19 protein-coding genes are annotated in these 19,471 nt (G+C 59.4%); 17 read left to right on the forward strand and 2 right to left on the reverse strand.

Features of this window, described 5'->3' with window-relative positions; all coding sequences use genetic code 11:
• The first annotated feature begins 201 nt into the window (after positions 1-201).
• The 12 genes from C5Y96_RS10750 (at position 202) to C5Y96_RS10805 (ending at position 9,964) form a co-directional block, all read left to right on the forward strand.
• Entirely contained in the window at positions 202-1,764 is a 1,563-nt protein-coding gene (locus C5Y96_RS10750) for a phage portal protein (RefSeq protein WP_105352979.1), read from the forward strand.
• Between the two features lie 224 nt (positions 1,765-1,988).
• Positions 1,989-3,035, forward strand: coding sequence for a hypothetical protein (locus C5Y96_RS10755; protein ID WP_105352980.1), 1,047 nt, complete (start codon positions 1,989-1,991; stop codon positions 3,033-3,035).
• 380 nt (positions 3,036-3,415) lie between these two features.
• Positions 3,416-4,159, forward strand: a complete 744-nt coding sequence (locus C5Y96_RS10760) for a hypothetical protein (protein WP_105352981.1) — start codon at positions 3,416-3,418, stop codon at positions 4,157-4,159.
• 76 nt (positions 4,160-4,235) lie between these two features.
• The gene (locus C5Y96_RS10765; RefSeq protein WP_105352982.1) at positions 4,236-5,471 is read left to right on the forward strand and encodes a hypothetical protein; all 1,236 of its coding nucleotides are present in this window, start codon (positions 4,236-4,238) and stop codon (positions 5,469-5,471) included.
• Positions 5,472-5,730: 259 nt separating this feature from the next.
• Positions 5,731-6,180 carry a hypothetical protein gene (locus C5Y96_RS10770; protein ID WP_105352984.1) on the forward strand — a complete coding sequence of 150 codons (450 nt, stop codon included), beginning with the start codon at positions 5,731-5,733 and terminating at the stop codon, positions 6,178-6,180.
• Between the two features lie 72 nt (positions 6,181-6,252).
• Positions 6,253-6,495: a hypothetical protein gene (locus tag C5Y96_RS10775; RefSeq protein ID WP_105352986.1), complete on the forward strand. Its 243-nt coding sequence runs from the start codon at positions 6,253-6,255 to the stop codon at positions 6,493-6,495.
• A complete protein-coding gene (locus C5Y96_RS10780; RefSeq protein WP_105352988.1) occupies positions 6,492-6,827 on the forward strand; it encodes a hypothetical protein in 336 nt (111 codons plus the stop codon). The genes C5Y96_RS10775 and C5Y96_RS10780 overlap by 4 nt, the downstream gene beginning before the upstream one ends.
• A gap of 10 nt (positions 6,828-6,837) precedes the next feature.
• On the forward strand, positions 6,838-7,287 hold the full coding sequence (locus tag C5Y96_RS10785; protein WP_105352990.1) for a hypothetical protein: 450 nt from the start codon (positions 6,838-6,840) through the stop codon (positions 7,285-7,287).
• A gap of 3 nt (positions 7,288-7,290) precedes the next feature.
• A complete protein-coding gene (locus C5Y96_RS10790; RefSeq protein ID WP_146115613.1) occupies positions 7,291-8,196 on the forward strand; it encodes a phage tail tube protein in 906 nt (301 codons plus the stop codon).
• 81 nt (positions 8,197-8,277) lie between these two features.
• Positions 8,278-8,649: a hypothetical protein gene (locus C5Y96_RS10795; protein WP_105352994.1), complete on the forward strand. Its 372-nt coding sequence runs from the start codon at positions 8,278-8,280 to the stop codon at positions 8,647-8,649.
• 8 nt (positions 8,650-8,657) lie between these two features.
• Positions 8,658-9,074 (forward strand): hypothetical protein, encoded by a 417-nt coding sequence (locus C5Y96_RS10800; RefSeq protein WP_105352996.1) that lies wholly within the window; start codon positions 8,658-8,660, stop codon positions 9,072-9,074.
• Entirely contained in the window at positions 9,071-9,964 is an 894-nt protein-coding gene (locus C5Y96_RS10805) for a hypothetical protein (RefSeq protein WP_105352998.1), read from the forward strand. The genes C5Y96_RS10800 and C5Y96_RS10805 overlap by 4 nt, the downstream gene beginning before the upstream one ends.
• Positions 9,965-9,995: 31 nt before the next feature.
• Here the strand turns inward: C5Y96_RS10805 and C5Y96_RS10810 are convergent, their stop codons facing one another.
• Together C5Y96_RS10810 and C5Y96_RS10815 are read right to left on the reverse strand one after the other, a co-directional pair.
• Positions 9,996-10,343 (reverse strand): hypothetical protein, encoded by a 348-nt coding sequence (locus C5Y96_RS10810; protein ID WP_105353000.1) that lies wholly within the window; start codon positions 10,341-10,343, stop codon positions 9,996-9,998.
• Positions 10,344-10,571: 228 nt separating this feature from the next.
• A complete protein-coding gene (locus tag C5Y96_RS10815) occupies positions 10,572-10,964 on the reverse strand; it encodes a hypothetical protein (protein ID WP_158261175.1) in 393 nt (130 codons plus the stop codon).
• A gap of 15 nt (positions 10,965-10,979) precedes the next feature.
• Here C5Y96_RS10815 and C5Y96_RS10820 point away from each other — a divergent pair, with 15 nt between their 5' ends.
• The 5 genes from C5Y96_RS10820 to C5Y96_RS10840 all read left to right on the forward strand — a co-directional run bounded on the left by C5Y96_RS10820 (position 10,980) and on the right by C5Y96_RS10840 (position 19,458).
• The gene (locus C5Y96_RS10820) at positions 10,980-11,702 is read left to right on the forward strand and encodes a hypothetical protein (protein ID WP_105353004.1); all 723 of its coding nucleotides are present in this window, start codon (positions 10,980-10,982) and stop codon (positions 11,700-11,702) included.
• Between the two features lie 345 nt (positions 11,703-12,047).
• Entirely contained in the window at positions 12,048-14,600 is a 2,553-nt protein-coding gene (locus tag C5Y96_RS10825; protein WP_105353006.1) for a hypothetical protein, read from the forward strand.
• A gap of 1 nt (position 14,601) precedes the next feature.
• A complete protein-coding gene (locus C5Y96_RS10830; protein ID WP_105353008.1) occupies positions 14,602-16,263 on the forward strand; it encodes a hypothetical protein in 1,662 nt (553 codons plus the stop codon).
• Positions 16,250-18,940, forward strand: a complete 2,691-nt coding sequence (locus C5Y96_RS10835) for a hypothetical protein (RefSeq protein ID WP_105353010.1) — start codon at positions 16,250-16,252, stop codon at positions 18,938-18,940. Before C5Y96_RS10830 ends, C5Y96_RS10835 begins: the two co-directional genes overlap by 14 nt.
• Positions 18,940-19,458 (forward strand): hypothetical protein, encoded by a 519-nt coding sequence (locus C5Y96_RS10840; protein ID WP_105353013.1) that lies wholly within the window; start codon positions 18,940-18,942, stop codon positions 19,456-19,458. The genes C5Y96_RS10835 and C5Y96_RS10840 overlap by 1 nt, the downstream gene beginning before the upstream one ends.
• The last annotated feature ends 13 nt before the right edge of the window (positions 19,459-19,471 follow it).

Genomic DNA, 19,471 nt, shown 5'->3' on the forward strand with positions numbered 1-19,471 from the left:
ACGGACAGCCATTCGTATTCCACCGTCACATCCTACGGCGATTACTGTGGCAACACAATTTCAATCCCTTTCCCCATCCGCCTAGGTCCGCGGTTAGATTTCCGACTTCCTCCGTCCTCTCGGTGGCTCACTCAACTTTTTTCCAATTTATTTCCCGGTGGTACTTTTTAACGGAAGCGCTTTCCGAAGATATTCACTCCCATGACACACGCAAACCATTCTTCTACCGATTACGTGCACGAGGCCAGCCAGCTTCGAGCACGGTTAGAGACGCACTTTTTGCGTCAGGAACTAGCGCTGGTCGAGAACACTTCCCACTCTCCGCCGCGCGTCATTCAAGAATCGTTTCCCGAGCCTGCCCCTGTGCGGCAGGGCTTCGCGGAACTTCCCTTCGGGCAAGCGGGGCCGGTGCTGCCAGACATCGCAACCGACCGGGCCGACGGCGATTTGCGGCCGGTGTTCAGTACCGAGTGGCAGCTGGCCGAACTCCGTGGGGCGGCTCGCTCGCTGGCCAACAGCTCGTACGGAACCGGTATCGTCGATGGGCTGACCAGCTACATCGTGCGGACCGGGTTCGATTACCAGGCCACCCCGATCCGTGGACATAATACGCCGCAACCATTGATCGCCGACGTGCAGCGAATCATTCGCAACCTGCTGGACGACAACCAGTGGCAACTCGATTTCGAGCAGCAACTGTGTGCCGCGCAGCATGTCGACGGCGAGATCATTCTGGTACTCGAAGAAGACGCCGGCAGCGTTCGCATTCGCCGCGCCGAGCCGGCCTGGCTCACCGAACCCGCCGACAAGGCGTACCTCGAGCGTCGATTGGAAACGACCACGCCCCTCAACTGGAAGTACGGCATCGCCACCGATCCGCACGACGCCTCGCGACCGCGCGGCTATTTTATTCAGTGGAATGCCGACCCGAGTGCGTGGCGGTTCTATTCGCCTGCCCGCGTGGTGCATATCAAAAGCAACACGCCCCGGCATGTGAAGCGCGGGCTGACCGACTTTTACCCGGTCGTCACCGAACTGGCCGACGCCGTCGCACTCAACCACCGCATGAGCCGTGGGGCCGCGATTCAGGCTTCCATCGCCATGATCATCGAAGCGGTCCAAGGCGCTGGCAGCGGACTGGGGATTGGCGATCCCACGCACATCGGCGCAAGTCTCGCGCGGCCTAATGGTACGGCAGGCCAATCCATTTCGGCCAGCGGCCGCTACGCCAGCGAGCGTCGTAGCGATTGGCACGAAGGGATGATCATCGACACGAAAGGCAAAAAGTTCCAGGCCGGCCCGATGGGGGGCGCTCAGTCCGACGGCTTCGTCAAAGTGCTGCAAGCCGGCCTGCGGAGCGTGGGTGTTCGCTGGAACATGCCTGAGTATTTGATCTCTGGCGACGCTTCGAACAACAACTACGCCTCGATTTTGGAAGCAGGCAGCCCGTTCGTGTGCCGCATTGAAGCCGAGCAAGAGAAGCTGTGCAAAGCGTACGAGCGGATGCTGTGGAGCGTCCTGCGAATCCATTTCGAGTTGGGGCGATTGAACCTTCGTCGCTACGGTCTGGCTTGGAACGACCTGCGGCAATGCGTGAACCTGATCGTCACCGGCACCAGCCCGATGATCGGCCAGCGCCGCGAATCGTTCGAGGTCGACGCCCAGTTGTACGACCGAGGCCTCATGTCGGCAGACACCTTAGCCGCCAAGTACGACCTCGACCCCGAAGAAGAACGCGAGAAACGCGACCGTCAGGCTCCCTAGCCCGGATGCCACGCTCAAGTCTGCTTGGGCGTGCTTTTCCAATGCTCGTAGGATGGCTACGCCCTCTTAGGCGATAGCCAGCTTCCAGCACCCAAGATGGCTATCCGACAAAGACGACGGTAGCCATCCTACGACACTTTCCTGTCCTCTCGCCCCTTGGGGGGAGAGGGGACAAGAGTTTCCCAACACACAATCCCATACCTTTCCTAAGGAGTCCCCTGCGCATGTCCCATGCCAGCACTACGCAGCCGCTACGTGTTGATACCGAAAACGGCATCATTCACGACGTGAAGATCTGCGGCAATCGATCGAAGAACGGGCGGATCTACCCGCCAGAAGTCCTCGCTACGGCCGCGCCGTTGTACGAAGGGGTGACCGTCTATCTGAATCACGGCCTGATGCCTGGCGACGAGCGCGAGATCGACGTTCACTTCGGCAACCTGCAGAACGTGCGGATGCAAAATGGCGAACTGTTCGCCGATCTGCACTACGTCACCACCCACCAGCTGGCCGCTTCGATCGTCGAACGCGCCCAGAAGTTCCCCCGCAACTTCGGCCTTTCCCACGATGCCCAGGTCGAAGCGATCCCCAGCGGCGATCTGCAGCAGGTGCAGCGGATCACCGCGGTCAACAGTGTCGACCTCGTCACGCGGCCGGCGACCAGCGAAGGACTGTTCGAACAGCAGCAAGCAGCACACACCAGATCCAAGCAAACGTATCGCCGCGTGCTGAGCGAACTTCCTTTGCAAGAATTCCCCGGCAAGTTCCGCGTGCTGGAAGCCGCCGAACGGGCCAGCGATCCACTCCTGGATCGCGAGATTGAAGCATCCGAAGAGGCTTCGCTGCGCGATGCGTTGCGGCAAATCGTGCTCGACGCAATCGACGACGTGGACAGCGATCTTCCCACGATCGTGGCCGAGCTTCAGCGGATCGTCACGCAGCAAAAGCAGCTGCTCGATCTTTCGCCTGAAGAGAAAGACGACCAGCCGCTGACTGAATCGTACAGCCCACAGACTCAATCGCTGCACGATCAGCTGATCGACTCGGTCTGCCGCGAACTGCGCATCACGCCCAGCGATTCGCTTCGCCGCATGCTGCGTCCCTTAAAGCAGCGCGAGGCGATGCTCGAGTACCTCGACGGCGGCGAAGTGGCCGCGGTTCTCGAAAGCACCACCCACCCCATCCACGCCGCCACTAGCTACGAGGCCGACGAGTACCAGCCCCCCAAAGACGAGCACGACTTCCTGGCCCGCCTGCATCTGCCAGGGTAACGCATCAAACCTCGGGTACCACGCCAAGTCTTCTTGAGGGTGCTTTCTCAATGCTCGCAGGATGGCTACGCCTTCTTAGGTGATAGCCAGCTTCCAGCGCCCAAGATGGCTATCCGACGAAGACGCCGGTAGCCATCCTACGACCCTACCAGGGTAAGGAAAATCGCGTCTTAGCCCTGAAAGGGCGGCATGTAATAGCCAGGGGTGTAAGCCCCTGGTGACAAGCCAACAGGAATCGGTAGCCCCAACGGGGCGACATAGCAGACACACCAATACACCTGCTTCACAACACGCTGCATCGATGTCGCCCCGTTGGGGCTCCGGATGAAAGCTTCTGACGTTCAACCCATTCACAAGTTATCTGCAAGAAAGAAACCACCATGACCACCTACACCACGTCTGCCAATTCCGCGCTTAGCGGTTGGCGCAACGTTGCCGAGTTCTTCACGCACTTTCTCGGAATTCCTAACGAACTCGACCTTACCAAAACCAACGCCAGCGCCGCGCTCACCATCGCCGACGCCGCTGGGGGCGGGTACGGTCGTCTGACCACCGGCAGCACCACGCCTGCCGACAACAACGGTGTGTTCCTCGCGACGCAAGGAGAGATCTTCAAGTTCGATTCGCAGCATGGCTTCGCTCTGCGATCGCAATTGAAGTTCACCCCCAGTGGCGGAAACACCGACAACGTCCTGGCGATCGGCGTGCAGAACGCACCCACCGAAGACAACTTCCTGGCCGACGACGGTGCCGGTCCGCGGGCCGACTACTGGGGCGCGGGCATCTACAAGATCGACGGCGGAACCACCTGGATCTGCGAAGTCTCGGCTGGTACCACGCAGCAGACGCTCGATACGGGGATTGCCGCCGATGGCAGCGAAACGACCTTCGAGATCGAGTACCTCCCCTCCGGCGGCGACGCAGCCTACGGCCAGGTTGTCTTCCGTATCGGCGGAGAAATCGTTCGCCGACCAGGCACCTTTGCCCGCGAAGTGTTCGCCCCTGAAATCAGTCTGAGCGGCGCGACCGAAATGAAAGCGATCGTCGGCCACAAGACGGGCGCTGCCTCGGAGTTGATCGTCGACATCAACGCCATCGGCTGGGCGTTGGGCCTGTCCAGCTAAGCCCAAACATTCCCCTCAGGAAAGAGGGGACAGGATTGTTCACAACACACACATCACAAAACAAGAAAGAAACACCATGCTATCACTCAACGGACTTCTGAACTGGCAAGCCTTCGGCCGGGAATACGCGGCGGCCGAGCGCGATCGCAAGCGGAACGCACGACGCCAAGGCGTGCATGAATCGCATGCCCCTAACCGTGCCGAACGTGACCTCTGCACGGCGATTATCCAAGGGGAAGTCACCGAGTCGCAGTACTCGATTCGCCGCGCCTTCTGTGCGCTGGTATCCAACGGTCACGAGATCGTCCACAGTTGGGACGGTTCGATGGCCGGCCGACCGACCGGCGTGAACCTCGTTCGCGAAAGCATCAACACCAGCGCGTTCGCCAACATCAATCAGACCTTCATGCACAAGAAGCTGATGAATCACTTCACCCGCCCCGAAATGATCGCGCGGCATCTGGTGACCATCGAACCGACCGGCGACAAGTGGGAACGCCTGCCCGGCGTCGGCCAATTGGGAGACGGAGCCCAGCACGTGCACGAAGGGGACAGCTACCCACGCGTCAGCCTGAGCGAAGATTGGATCGAAACCCAACCGACCGAGAAGCGCGGCTTCATCGTCGAGGTGACCAAAGAGGCGATCTTCTTTGACAAGACAGGCGAAGTCCTCCGCATGGCCGACCGCGGCAGCGAGTGGCTGGCCGTCAACTGGGAGAAGCGAATTCTCGACACCATCTTCGGGCTGGTCGATCGCTATCACCGCAAGGGACGCGGCATGGTGGCCACCTACGGCAACAACAGCGGAGATCACAACTGGAACAACCTCCAGGTGAACCCGCTGGTCGATTACGAGTCGATCGAAGCGGCCGACCTGCTGTTCGAAGACATGGTCGACCCCGACACGGGCGAACCGATCATCGTCGGCAAACGGCAACTGGTGGTCCCTGGGGCGTTGTTCCACACGGCGCTGTCGATCGTAAACGCAACCCAGGTGCAGCAGCTAACGCAGCCCACTACCGATGTCGGCTACCAGGCTGCCCGCACCTACGACAACCCGTACCGCGGCATGCTCGCGCCGATCACCAGCCCTTACGTGAAGGCCCGCACTTCATCCAGCAGCAGTTGGTACTACGGCGACTTCCCCAAGGCGTTCAAGTACATGCAGAACTGGGCCCCGGAAACGGTCACCGCCCCGGCCGGTAACGAAGACGACTTCGAACGCGACATCGCCTTCAAAGCCAAGAGCAGCGAAATGGGCCAGGTCGCCGTCGTCGAGCCCCGCTGCGTGCAAAAGAACACCGCAGCCTAACCTTCACCTCAAATCCCCGGGTGCCACGCCCAAGTCTTCTTGGGCGTGCTTACCCAACATCAAAAAAGTTAAGCCACAGAGCGCACAGAGAACACTGAGCGTCCTTCAAACCAATGAACTCTTAGCCCTGGAAGGGCGACCGAAAGATTACTTCCGGTTCACGTCCCAAACCAATCTTCAACCCCTTACCCTAACCCTCTCCCCTCAGGGGAGAAGGGACCGGAGGGGAAGTCAACCAACACCAAGCGAACCAATCACCATGACAAGAAACAAAAACACCAACCACGAAGCACACAACGACCTCGACGCCTATCTCCTTGATCGCGAAAACAAAGTCGCCGCGCGGGAAAAGGCCGTAGCCGAAAAAGAAGCCGCGCTGCTCACTGCCGCGCCACCGGCCGCCGTGCCACCAATCGCCCTGAGCGAAACCGACCTCGATCTTTCCACCGCCAGCGAAGACGTCCAGCAGGGCAGGGCACCCACCGCCTCGCCCAGCCAGCGCCAAGCGTACGGCAAGTGGCTCCGCGAAAACCACCCAGGCCACACGCCGCTAAAGACCTATCGCGTCACCCTCAAGAAGCGAAACAGCGACGACCGCACATTCACCCTACAAGCCGTCGACGAAACCGATGCCCGCCGCCAGGCCTACCAACAAGCCGGCATCCCCCAGCGCACTGAAGGCTTTAACGCGATCGTCGTACGCATCTAACAATTCTTAGTCCTCTCTCTCGTCAGGGGAGAGGGGACAAAAATACCATTCCCACTCACAACAGGTAACCCCATGACCAAATCGCCAGCGGAAGTTATTTCCGATCTGCTCACGCGGCGCGATGCGGTGCTTTCGCAGTTGGCAGGGCTCACTTCGACCAGCGTTGGTGCCCTGCCCAATACAGCCGGTACCGGCGATCACGTCGACCATGTCGGCCTGCGGCGAAGTCTGTACCAGGAACTGGCCGACATCGACGCCGCGCTGGAGCGCATCGCCGGACCGCGCGAAACGATCTCGCGAGGGCGACTCATATGACCCTCGCGCAGATGTACCAGCTTTACAAAAACGGCTACACCGCGTTCGCCGACGTCGACGAGGCCACCTATCAAGATGCCACCGCCACGGCAAACGGCGTGAAGGCGCGTAAGTGCGTCCCGCGCGCCGACGAATTTGCCTGCGTCGGCAATGAAGTCGTCCTGCAATCGACACTCGCCACGTTCGTGCTGTGGGACGTTTCGCTCGATGGTGCTCGGCCCAAACCAGGAGGCAAGATCACCTGGCCAGGCGGCGGCACCTGGACGATCGTCAGCACGCGGCAGGCACATTTCGAAACCCAGTGGCGCTGCTTCTGCCGCCGCGACAAGTAAAGGAACACGCATGCCAGCCACCAGCGAAACCCTGTGGGATGCCATCGTCGGCCAGATCAATGGACTGGAACTCGATGGCCTCACCACCGCCAACATTCGCCAACAGCCGGTGCCGCTGAACCCCGCCGACAACCAACTGACCGCCGGGGCGATCGTTTCGCCGGTCACCGAAACCGAAGGCACCAACGGCACCAACCGCAGTCGCGACATCGGCTACGGCTTTCAAATCACGCTACTGAAAGTCAGCAACGGGGCGCTCACCAAAACGGCTCAGCAAACGCTACTGCCGTGGAGGGCAGCGATTCGGCAGCACTTTCACCATCAATCCCCCTTGGCCGCACACGGATGCTACCTGTGCACGGTCGAACACGCCCCGGTCGTTTTGCCGGACGCATGGAAACATCACATCGACGCCTCGGCCCTCACCATTCGGTGCTGGGTCCTCGAACAAGGAAACTAAACCATGGTAACAATGGGACATGTCACCCAACTGGGTCTGGGACCACAGCACGCAACCGAATTGGCCACACGGCAGTTTGAGTTCCAATCGTGCACACTCAACAAACGGGACAACTTGATTCGCACCAACGGCATTCGCGGCCAGCGGGCACCGATCGGCGACCACACACAGAAAGGGACCTACACGGTCAATGGCAACGTGGTGCTCTTACCGCGGCCGGACGATCTCGATTTTCTGCTACCGTATATCCTCGGGGGTACGGAAGTTGCCGACGTCTTCGATCTTGCCGAGTCGCTGCCAGACTTGGTCGCAACCATCGACAAGGACCTCTACGTAGAGACCTACCGAGGCCTGAAAGTTGCCCAGGCCATCTTCCGCAGCAGCCAAGGGCAGCCGTTGCAATTGGAACTGCAATTAGAAGGCAGAATCCAAGATAATCCCGCCGCGGCTGGCACCTTTCCTTCCATTTCCGCTACTCTTTCCGAAAAGCTGCCGTACGTCCACCATCACGCCAGTTGGACGTTCGACGATACCGACATCCAGATCAACGACCTGGTGCTGACGATCAACAACGGCCTGGAGTTAGAGCACTTCAACAATAGTCAGACACGAACAAGTCTGCCTGAAGGAGAGCAAAACGTCACACTAGCCTTCACCACCGAACATAACGCGGTCTTCGACGATCACCTTCGCGAAATTGCCGCGCGTGGCGTCAGCGCCGCGCAGTTGGTCTACAACAACGGCACCGACAGCATGACGGTCGACTTCGGCCTTCTGCAAAAACCGCAAACGCCGGTCGATATTAGCGGCATGCAGTCCATCCGCCCCCAGGTAACACTGCAAGCATTTACGGATCTCGCCAATGCCGTGCCGCTGATTCAGTTCACCAACACGAACACAACTGCGTAGCATGGCTACGCCTTCTCAGGCGATTGCCAACTTTCGGCAGCCATCCTACGACGCAAATTTTTTTTCAAGGAATAGTACACCATGAACAATCTAATTTTCATTGACGACGGCTACACCCACGAAGCCTGTATCGCTGAAGTTTCAGGTATTCACGGCACTTTGTGCATAACCTACCGCCCCATGACGCACGAAGAACGGGACCAGGTGGCGCAATCTCTTGTCCGCGAAACGAGCGGCAAATCGGCAACCGACGTGCTGGCCCAGGCCATCGCCTCGCATCTTTCCACGTGGAACATACCGTTGGAAATCAAGACGCAGAATGTAAAGAAATTGATGCCCAGTTTGTTCGACAAGCTATACGCAACGATCTGTGGCTCGCGTCCTTCCGATCCCTTGCCCCATTCCGGTCAGCAACCGGAATCCTACCGTGAAGGTGACGACCTAAAAAACTAGTCGAGGGTGTGGCGCTTCAGCTGCTGCACCCCGGCGCGGCATCGATCGATTGCAGCGACTGCGCGAAATGGCTTTACGACCTGAAGACGGGCAAGCGGCAAACGGTTCGCACGGGTGCCAGCCGCCAGGAAGTTCCCCAACCCCGTCCTTCAGGCGTGCCAACCCCTTGCTCATCGTGCCCCAAACAGAATCCCCAACACGCCGAGCGATTAAAGCTCACGGATAAGAACTGGCGCACCTACCAACTGTGGCGGCGGGCCCGGGCAACCCATTTCCACTGTGTACCAGACCGCTTGAAGAGCGATCCGATCCTGGCTCGCAATTTTGCCGAGCTGGATCAAGTCTTCCGCCTGATTGAACAGTCGCAACAACTCCAGATTCTGCAACTAGCCGCGATTTCACCCCCGAAAGGATACGTTCGATGAGTAACCCTGACGTGCAGGTTCTTCTCAACTACACGATTAGCGTTGATGTAACCCCCGTCGCCGAACAGAACGCCCGTCATTTCACGGAGTTGATGAAACAAACGCAAGCGGAAACGACGCAGATCCTGAAAGATGCCATCGAAGAGCGAGCCCAAATAGAAAAAACGGCCGCCGATATTCACCAGCAAGATCGATTAAAGCAGTTGGATCTTCTGGAAGACATTCAAAAGCAAGCGACTGAGTTAGTCGAACTTCAGCAGACCGAACAAACACGGATTCTCGAAGACGCTAACCGTGCTCGTGAAGAAGCAGAAAGAGATTCTCTCCGCCGCCTGCAAGAGCAACACGAGAAGCACCTTGAAACGGCGAAGGAGGAAACCAAAGAAATCGAACACCAGTTGGCAATGAAGAAGTCCGAGCAAGAGCGAATCGAGTTACAGTTGCTTTCGGCCCGCCAGCGGTTCGGACAGATGGACGAAGGTGTTCAGCAACAAACAATTGCCGCCTTTCGCAAAGCCCAGAACGGTGGAGCACTCACTCGCGATGAAAGCTCTCTCCTTCGCAATGTCGGTACCCAACAGGCATCGGAATTCGCTCAGAAGGCAGACCTCGCACGAGCCGACGCGGCTGGCTTTACGCAGGTCTTTGGTGCCGCTGAAAATGATACTGTCGAGCAGCTCATCCGTGATTCCACCAAGCTTAAATTGGAATTGGATGACAAACGAGAGATCGAAGTCCAACTAAATGACGACCTCGAGCGAATGGAGACGTTGGCCTCGCGTCTGGCAGAAGAGACGGCGGCTCAAATCAAAGAACGTGACGAGCGTCTACTTCAGCGATTCATCGCCATTCTGGAGCAGAAGTACAACAACGAAAGTGGAAACTTTTGAGGAGGACAAGAACAGATAGTAGAGATTGTTATTATTTGGTTGATATCTTCCAAAGGAGATAGAGAACAGCCAATCCAAATAAGCCTACCATGCCGCCACCAATTACAAAGGGTACAGATGACGGAGGAACCGAACCAATGACAATAACTGACACCACAAGAAACACGAAGGTTCCAAGCATGATTGCAGCGTTTCGGTTTCCTTCAGCAGTACTAATCGCCGAGGTTGCCTGAGGCTTCGATTCAGCAAATATAACCGTTGCCTTGAACTTCGACGCATCGTACATCGCTACGGCACCTTCAGGCGTAGGAGCCTCAACATCCATATCGCGGACTTCGCCAGTAGCCACGTCAGTAAGACGAACTTTGTATTTAGCCATGACTGCCTTACCCAAGGAAACTAAAAGATTATACGCATCCCATCAGGTGCCGCAATCTGCGACGGCGGATGAAATGCTCTTCGCCGGGTTCCGCGCTCAAGCCTTCTTGGGCGTACCTTCAGGACGAACGATCACCGCAGGATGGCTACGCCTTCCGAGGCGATAGCCAGCTTCCAGCGTCCAAGATGGCTATCCAACGAAGACACTGGTAGCCATCCTACGACCGCTTCAATCGTCCAGCAGTACCTTGATCGACAGGGCTTTCTCGGTGTCGATCATTTCGGAATCCTTCGGGGCACTGTTTGAATGGTTCGAGTTCACGTTCATCAGTACCGCGACCATGACCAAGAATAGCAGCGCGATCACCCCCACCATGACCAAAAACACCTGCAGCGGCTGCTTCGCTCTCTGCTTCAAAGCGTCCAACTCCTGCTGGAGCTGATCATAGTACGCCTGCCTGGCCTGTTCGATCTGATCAGGTGGGATGACCTTCACGTCGTACTTCGATGAATCGAAACGACCGATCGCTTCTTCTTCGGAAGACGCGTCGGATTCTAAGAACTGAATCTTGCCAGTGACGCGACTGGTGAGCTGAACGAAATACTCCACAACAACACTCACACCCAAGGAAAGACCATGTATCTAAGAAAAGGGGAGTATACGCACCCCATCGGCGAACCGCAAATTGCGATCAGCAAGCGGCCGATCGTAAGCAGCGGCGGCGTCCCGGTGGCACACGCGGTCACGTGGGCCATTCAAGGGATGCTGCTGGGCAGTGGCCAGGCCGATCTCGATGCCCAGATCGCGGCGTTCACTGCGGCCTACGCTCGGCAAAACGAAGACGTTGTGCTGCTGCTTTCCGACGGCGTGACCGAGTCGCAGCATACGCTCAAAGTGCGTGATACCCGCGGCGGAGTCTACGTGACGCAAGGGCCTGACTTCCCCCAAGGTGCCGGGCCTGAGTATGCCACGCGGCGTTCATTCGCCGTGCAGATCTCGGCGGAAGTGCCGATCGCGGGAAGCACCGGCGCGTTGATGAACTTCACCGAAACGCTTAGCACCTCCGGCGGCGGGCCACGTTACTCGCACGTCGAAACGGCCCTCGGCTTTCCGATCAAGCAGCAGTTGCGCCGCGCCACGACCTATCATGCCACGCAGTCCGGCACCGCTACCGGTTACGCGTTGTACCCCAGCGTGCCGCCACCCATTTTCGGCGAGGCGAACCTTGCCAAGGCACCCCACATCACACGGCGATCGCCGGAGTGGGTCGGTAACGCGACCCGCAACTTCACCGTCAGCTGGCAGTACCAGTTCGAATCGGCCTTGCCGATGTTTGGTTTGCCCAGCATCGCACCATGATCGAAGAGAGAAATCTAACCGCGGATAAGAGAAGACGGAATCAAACGAATCCGGGTGCCGCGCTCAAGTCTGCTAGGGCGTGGCTTTCAGCACGAACGATCGTCGTAGGATGGCTACGCCTTCTTAGGCGATAGCCATCTTTCCGGGTTCAAGATGGCTATCCGGTGAAGACACTGGTAGCCATCCTACGACCGCGTGTGATTGATTTCGTTTTCGAGACACCCCCAAGCAGACTTGAGCGTGGTACCCGGGATTGGTTTTGACTGATCCTCATCCGCTTCATCCACGGTTCCTCCCTCTCTTCTCATTAACCACAACACAAAAGCACAACCCCAGGAAACCACCATGGCAATTTGTATCTGGCGCGGCGACGCGCAGGGCGTGGCCCAGGTCGACAAGGTGACCGTCGACAATGTCGAGGTCGGCGACACGTTCACGCTGACGATCAATCGCAAAACAGTTTCGTTCACGGCAACCGCCGGCACGCCGGAAAGTGTTTATCAAGGGCTCTCTGCGGCAATCGCAGCGGCGGCAATTGCCGAGTTCCCTTCCGCCGCGGCCGTAGCGGCCACCGACAGTGTCGCGGCCCATCTTCGCTTGACGGGCCTGGCCGACGGCACCCCGTTTGTCGTTACCGGCACAACCAACAACGGCGGCACCGCCGAGGTAGCGGTCGAAGTCTTGCGATCCGGCGGAAACGGCGTGAACATGATTCAGCAGGTCAGTCTGCCGGCAGGCCTGGCCAGTGGAACATTCACCCTCAGCTTCGAAGGACAAACGACCGGCAATCTGACGCTCGATGAATCGGCCGCCGATATCGAGACCGCACTCAAAGCGTTATCGAACATCGGTAGCAGCGATGTCACTGTCAGTGGCCCCAATGGTGGCCCGTGGCTGGTCGAGTTCACCGGCACCCTGGCCGCCACCACGCAGACGCTGCTGACCGGCAACGGAGCGAGCCTGGCTGGGCAATCGGTCAGCGTCACGACCACCACCACCGGGCAGCCAGGGGATAATCATCGGCTGAAGATCGTCGGCACCCAGGCCCTCAGCGAAACCGTTCCCATCGGGTTCTCGCTGATGCCCAACGAGCCCGACGCGACCGCTTCCGGCACGGTCCATTCCGCCCAAACCGATGCCCAGTGGCTGAGCCTTCTTGCGCATGTGTACGGGCTGGCCAGCAGTTCGTCGCTGTCGTTGGTTCGCACCAGTTCCACAACCGCCACGACCCGCACTTACACGATCGAAGTCGAGATCGTCGCCGAGAAAGCAGGCCATGCCGTGCTCGCGCCGACGGTCGCCCGTTCGACGATTATCACTTACGACCTCGATGCCGTCGTGAGCCACACCATCGTCAGCAACGGTGGCAACTCGACAAACGAAGTGCAGGCCGTCACGCTGCCTGGCAATCCTTCGGGAGGCACGTTCACGCTGAGTTTTCAAGGGCAGACGACCGGCAACCTGACCTTCGACGAGTCGGCCGCGGATGTCGAAGCCGCGCTCGAAGCACTCTCGAACATCGCCAGCGGCGCGGTCTCGGTCACCGGCGACGACGGCGGACCATGGACGATCGAGTTCACCGGAACGCTGGCCGGTACGGACGTCGGGCAGATGACCGCCAGCGGCGCGAACCTGACCGGAGGCACCGTCACCATCAGCACCGTGCAAGCCGCCGTGGCCAATCAAAACGAACAGGCTCTGCTGACCATGTCGGCCAGCGTCACCAGCGGCACGTTCACGCTGACCTACGACGAAAGCGAATCGACCAACATCCCCTACAACGCCACTTCGGCCAGCGTGAAGAGCGCGCTTCAGTCGACGGCCAGCATCGGCAGTGGCGACGTCAACGTCAGCGGCCCGGCCGGTGGTCCGTGGCTGGTCGAGTTCATCGGAAGTCTTGCCGGACAGAACGTTACCGCGATCACGTCCAACGGCACGAATCTCGTAGGAGCGGGTACCCAGTCTCTGACGATCTCCCCGCTGATCACACCCACCGGCCCCGCGTTTTGGGACAACGCCGCGAACTGGTCGACCAGCAGCGTGCCGACCGACGGCGACACGGCTATTCTGGAAGCAAGCGATCGCCCGGTACTGTATGGGCTGAATCAATCGTCGGTAACGCTCGCCGCGCTACTGGTGCGGGGCAGCTTCGTCGGTACGATCGGCCTTCCGCATGGGAATCAGGCCGGTTACCTCGAATACCGCGACACGCATCTGCGCATCAGCGCGAGCAGCGTGCGGATCGGTGAAGGAGCCGGCAGTGGTAGCGAGCGAATTCGGCTTGATCTCGGCAGCGGGCAAACCGATGTAACGGTAGCCGGCAGCGCGTCGCCCGCGGCGTTGGATGAGTATGCAGTGAATGTTCTCGGCACGCATGCGGCCAACGTGCTTCGCATCTATCGCGGTAGCGTTTCGTCGGCTCAATACGCCGGGCAAGCTGCCGTGTGGGCAAGCGTGCAAGTCGGTTACGCCGACGATCCGGCAGGCGATGTCGAGTTGCTGTTGGGAGACAACGCGGCGGTGGGAAGTCTGATCGCTCACGGCGGTCAGATCACATGCTTTGCCAACAGCGGAAGCGATATTACCTCGCTGCTGGTAACGGCAGGAAGCGTGGTGATCGGCGGAACCGATGGGATCGCACAGCTCGACATCGAAGGAGGGAACGTCTTCTACCACACAACCGGCACGCTTGGCGGCAATACGGTGGTTGGGGGCTCTGGCACGCTCAGCTTCGAAGGCGATCTGCGCGACAAGACGGTTACCAATGCGATTACCTGTCGCGGCGATGCGGCCAATGTGCTTGATCCGCAAGGAGTCGTCGCCGACCTGACCGTTCACTATCAATCGACGTCCCGCTTCCCGGAGCTGGGAACGAACTTCACCGCAGCGAGGTCGTAACATGATCAGCCAACCAATGTTCACCTACCCCGGCATCACCGATTACCTCTCGGTCAGCTATACGCTGTCGCATGGCACGCAGCCAGGCAAGATCCATGTACGCTGCGTGGCCGGCATGGCCTCCCCTGCGATGCAGGGAACGGCTCGGCTGTTCGATCCCGGCACCGGCGTTACGGTTCAACTGCCAGACTGCCGCGTCGATTCGGCGCACGTCGAGCTTTCGCCCAGCGGAGAGCAGGTGATTCGCTTCGAGATCCTCGATCAGCGTTGGCGCTGGCGGCTGGGGTACATCTCGGGGCAGTACAATCTGCGTACCGAAGCTGCCTCGCAGATCGTGCCCGGCACGCAAAAGTCGCCGCGCGAACTGGCCCAACTTTGTCTGACCGCGATGGGCGTGACGCATGAGGATCTATCGCGAATGCCCAACCATGCCCGCCCCTATGTCGACTGGGACATTACCAACCCGGCCGCGGCGCTGGCAGCTTTGGCCGAAACGGTCGGCTGCACGGTGGTGCTCAAGACCAACGGCCGCGTCTCGCTCGAGCCAACCGGGCAAGGCAAGTCGCTGCCAATCAATGGCTTTCTGCTGCAAGGACGCACCAGCTACGATCCGCCTGAGCTGCCGCTGGGGATCGAACTGGTGGCCGGTCCCACGCGTTATCAGGTCGACTTTGAATTGGAAGCGGTCGGCGAAGACATCGACGGCGAGATCAAACCGATCGACGAGCTCAGTTACAAGCCGAAGCAGGGATGGGCGTTTGAAACGGCCTGGACCGACAACGTCGACCCGCGGTGCCAGGAACTTTCTCAGCAATCGATCTTCAAGATGTACCGCATCAAGGTGCCTGACTACCTGCCTGGCGTGGCCAAGACGCGCGGCAATCGTGTGCGAAGCATCGACGAAGTCTTGCCGCTCCTGTCGCATCAGCTCGACGACGACCTGCTGCCGGACGATACCCGTAAGCGAAGACCGCCGTGGGTATACGGCACGTATGCCAAGGGGGAACTCGGCTCGTCCAAGCCAAGCATGCAGCCCCCCAGCCCCAACTTGGCATCGTATCCCGAGCAGCGCTACCAGCGCGCGTTCACGGTCGACTATCGCCGCGGCATCGTGCGTTTCGCCGAGCCGGTCTTTCAGTACATCGACAACGGCACCCAGCAGCTGCGCAAAGCGGCCGATCTTCGCTTGCGGGTCGCCACTTGTTGGCGACGCAGCGAGACCCGCGGGCTCGAACACTGGAGCCTCTTGCGAGGGCGGAAGTCGGCTCGCGAGAACCCGCTGGTCGTGCATCGCAGCGATATTGCTTTGGAAGTAAAGCACGACGAGAAGACTTCGCGCGTACGCGACAACGTAGACGAGCTCACGCGTCAGGCGCGGTATTACCTTGATCAGACGCTCGCCCAGATGCGATCGCAGCCAATTGCCAGCGCGCAGTACGTGGGCCTGCAACCGATCGAGCCAGACGGGGCGATTCGCCAGGTTACGTGGCGGATCGATAGCGAAGGTTCGCTGGCCGCGAAGACGACCGCTTCGCTCAACTGCGAGCAGCTTCTGCTGGATGCCAGCTACCAAGAGAAACGCTTCCTGGAACGGGTGCGTCAGAACCTGCACCGACAGCAGCAAGCCCAACAAGCCAAGGGGGTACAACATGGACAGCCCTAGTCGCGCCACCGACGCGCAGCGCTGGCTGCGATTTCAAAACGTGGCAAGCGAAGTCATTCCCCCATTCGCCGTGATCGGTTCGCAGCCAGGCGAAGACGACACGGTCGACGCGATCCACTCCAGCAGCAAGCTCGACTTCGCCCTGCGGCTGGGCCGACCACGCGCCGAGGCGCGGCATCAACACGACGCGGGTCTGTTTTACGTGAACGGCTCGCAGGCCATTTCACCGAAGAGCCGGGGACGCTGTACGCAAACCGGCATGATGCAGGCCCTGATTGGTTACCCAACGGACCAACCGCCAGTCTGGGGCGATGGGTTGTCGATCGATGCCGCGCCGGCGCAGACGCCGTTCTACCTTGTTCCTGGCGCGGGGGCTTTCAAGTTCATCGACTTCGACGGCTGCCCCCAAACGACCTTCAAAGACGCGGCTCGGCCAGGCTACCAGTTTCGCGTTGGTTGGATTGTGCCTGCTTCGCCAAGTGGGGTGCTCGATGGTGCGATCATCAAGGATAGTCAGACGCTCGCGACGCTTTCTCCGGGTGCAATGCTTTCCCTCAGAGGCCGCGATAACCCCGAGCTTGTTCCGTTCGGCCTGAGCGAGAGCCTGCCCTATTCGAGCGAAACGCAAAGTCTGTTGACGCGCGGCTTTCATCGCATCCACACCACGGGGCATTACCTGTTATGCTTCACGGCCCGCATTCGTGCGACCGAAGCGGATGCCAACGTCAACATCCCCAGCAACCTGACGCTGACCTGCCGCACTAACCGCATCAACAATACCGATGCGTTCTACACGGTGGACCAGGTCGAGGCACTAGCGGCAACGGACGACCTGAGCGAAGTTGGTTCCGACTACAACTTCCACGCTTTGGACGTTGGGGCGGAAGACCAGCCAGCCGATACGCAGTTGGTGGAAGGGGAAACGGTGGAAGTGCATCGCCACTGGCAGACCGTCAGCGGATCAACCGTGCTACGCATGACCGAGGGGGAACTCTTCTTCATGTACAACTCGACGCTGCACGAGATCGAGGTTTCTGGCGTTTCTGGAACGCTGGTGCTGTTGTCTGGGGCCAGCAGCGGCGGTGGTGGCGTCTCCCACGCTTCCAGTTCAGCGAGTAGCACCGACAGCGGATTTGATGCGGCGGTTACCACGGCACTGGACAACCGCGTAACGACCGTCGCAGCGAATGTCGACACGCTTCAGGCCACGGTCACCACGCACGGCACGACGATCAGTTCGCATACGGCGGCGCTATCGTCCCTCGCGACCAGCATCGCGGCGAATGCTTCCGCGATCAGTGGCAATGCAGACGACATTGGTAACCACAGCGCCGCCATCGTAAGTCACGAGACGCGGATCGGTGGCCTGGAAGCCTTCGAGACTTCTGCAACGGCGGCGATTTCTGCGAACACGTCCGCCATCTCGGGCAACTCGGACGACATTGCCAGCAGCGCCGCTGCGATTGCGGTGAATTCCGCGGAGATCGGCGACCTGCAGACGTTTCAAACCACAACGCAAGCCGCATTCGCCGAAGCGATCGCTGACGGAACGATCACGACCGCGACCGGCGACCAGGTTGCCATTGCCGGTGGGATCGTCACCGACTTCACGCCAGGGCCGGTCACGTTGCCTGGTACCGCTGGGACGAACACCTACTTTCTGCAAACCAACGGCAACGGCACCACGGCCTGGGCCAAAGCGGTCAGCGGTAGCTGGCTGGTCAATGGCAGCGGACATCTGGTACCGGAAACCAACAACGTTCGCGACATCGGAACGACATCGATCAAGCCGCGTCACTTGTACCTGGCCGGCAACGCGACGATTGACGGCACGATGACGGTGAGCGGGGTCAACGTCATCGGCTACATGAATTCGGTCGGCCTGGTCACGGCTAACAACACCAGCGATATCGACGACCTGCAAACGCTTTTCGCGGCTGGCGTGCATGGCAATTTTATCGACGGCCTGCTGATCCATTCCGATACCGATACGGCCCACGATTTACAGATTGGGGCAGGCAGTTGTGCTTCGTCGGATGGGGCCGCGATTATCACCAATGGATCAACCACGGTGATTGCCATCGACGATTCCGGGGATCGCGTCGACAGCAGTTCGCTCGATGCGAGTACCGATTACTACGTGCTGGCAGGGATGGACGGTGGTTCGTTCGTCGCCGGCTTTTCCAAGGTGAACAGCCTGCCGACCGGTTGGGACTGTTTTCGAGCGATCGGCCTGTATCGCACGAACAGTTCTTCGCAACTACGCGAAACGTCGATGCGTTCGCACGATCGGTTTGTGACGTATCAAACGGCGATCACGGCGGCCAGTTACCTGGCCTCGAACACGCCGACCTCGGGCACGCTGGTCGATACGCAGTCGCCACGCCTGGCCGATCTGGCGGTCGATTGCCAGTCGATCGTCGGCAACGCCACCAACGGCTGCATCATCAACATGGCCAACGGTAACTACGGATCGGCGACGGCCAACAATGGACCGCGTAAACATTACCATCCGGTCCTCGGTTCGTTCAGCTACACGAACCTGCCGGTGACCCTTTTGACCAATGCCAGCGGGCAAGTCTATCACTGGTGCTACAACACCGGTTCCGGCACGCTGACGCGCATTCCCACCGAATCTTTACTGACCATCTTTGGCTACTATTGGAGTCCGTCTTAATGGGTACCGCTATTTTTCGTGAAGGCACTCTGGTGATGCTGTTCGCCGGCGACCTGCCGGAACCTTCGCCGGTGGTGGCCGGAGATGAACTCATCGAAGCCGACACCGCCGACGAAGCCTTGGCAGTTTACGACACCACCCACGGCACGAACCTTGCCGCCGTGAAAGCGAAACGGCAAGAAGTGGTGGACGGCTATGCCGATGCGATCGCGGCCGGGTACGACACAGGCCTCGGGTTTTCGCTGAAGTTAAGTGAAGAAGATCAACGGGTTTTGTTCGACTACCAGCAGCGACTGCTGCGGCAGATAGCCAAAGACCCACCTGAGATTTCGTCGACCGATATCAAACCGCTCAAAGGAACGGACGATGCCTGGCACCTGATTACGGTCGAGCAGATCATCAATGCGATCGACGGCGGAGCAGGGCACGTCGAGAATTTGAACGGAGCCTACGCCGGCTACGAGGCCATGTTGGCGCAGGGCGTGACACAGTTCGTGGTTGATTTCGCTCAGCCGTAGTGATCGAGCTAGC

It is taken from the genome of Blastopirellula marina (assembly GCF_002967715.1).
GTDB classification, from domain to species: domain Bacteria; phylum Planctomycetota; class Planctomycetia; order Pirellulales; family Pirellulaceae; genus Bremerella; species Bremerella marina_B.

Coding starts and splice junctions, on each gene's coding strand:
- C5Y96_RS10750 (WP_105352979.1), top strand. CDS start 202: ATGACACACGCAAACCATTCTTCTACCGATTACGTGCACGAGGCCAGC.
- C5Y96_RS10755 (WP_105352980.1), top strand. CDS start 1,989: ATGTCCCATGCCAGCACTACGCAGCCGCTACGTGTTGATACCGAAAAC.
- C5Y96_RS10760 (WP_105352981.1), top strand. CDS start 3,416: ATGACCACCTACACCACGTCTGCCAATTCCGCGCTTAGCGGTTGGCGC.
- C5Y96_RS10765 (WP_105352982.1), top strand. CDS start 4,236: ATGCTATCACTCAACGGACTTCTGAACTGGCAAGCCTTCGGCCGGGAA.
- C5Y96_RS10770 (WP_105352984.1), top strand. CDS start 5,731: ATGACAAGAAACAAAAACACCAACCACGAAGCACACAACGACCTCGAC.
- C5Y96_RS10775 (WP_105352986.1), top strand. CDS start 6,253: ATGACCAAATCGCCAGCGGAAGTTATTTCCGATCTGCTCACGCGGCGC.
- C5Y96_RS10780 (WP_105352988.1), top strand. CDS start 6,492: ATGACCCTCGCGCAGATGTACCAGCTTTACAAAAACGGCTACACCGCG.
- C5Y96_RS10785 (WP_105352990.1), top strand. CDS start 6,838: ATGCCAGCCACCAGCGAAACCCTGTGGGATGCCATCGTCGGCCAGATC.
- C5Y96_RS10790 (WP_146115613.1), top strand. CDS start 7,291: ATGGTAACAATGGGACATGTCACCCAACTGGGTCTGGGACCACAGCAC.
- C5Y96_RS10795 (WP_105352994.1), top strand. CDS start 8,278: ATGAACAATCTAATTTTCATTGACGACGGCTACACCCACGAAGCCTGT.
- C5Y96_RS10805 (WP_105352998.1), top strand. CDS start 9,071: ATGAGTAACCCTGACGTGCAGGTTCTTCTCAACTACACGATTAGCGTT.
- C5Y96_RS10810 (WP_105353000.1), bottom strand. CDS start 10,343: ATGGCTAAATACAAAGTTCGTCTTACTGACGTGGCTACTGGCGAAGTC.
- C5Y96_RS10820 (WP_105353004.1), top strand. CDS start 10,980: ATGTATCTAAGAAAAGGGGAGTATACGCACCCCATCGGCGAACCGCAA.
- C5Y96_RS10825 (WP_105353006.1), top strand. CDS start 12,048: ATGGCAATTTGTATCTGGCGCGGCGACGCGCAGGGCGTGGCCCAGGTC.
- C5Y96_RS10830 (WP_105353008.1), top strand. CDS start 14,602: ATGATCAGCCAACCAATGTTCACCTACCCCGGCATCACCGATTACCTC.
- C5Y96_RS10835 (WP_105353010.1), top strand. CDS start 16,250: ATGGACAGCCCTAGTCGCGCCACCGACGCGCAGCGCTGGCTGCGATTT.
- C5Y96_RS10840 (WP_105353013.1), top strand. CDS start 18,940: ATGGGTACCGCTATTTTTCGTGAAGGCACTCTGGTGATGCTGTTCGCC.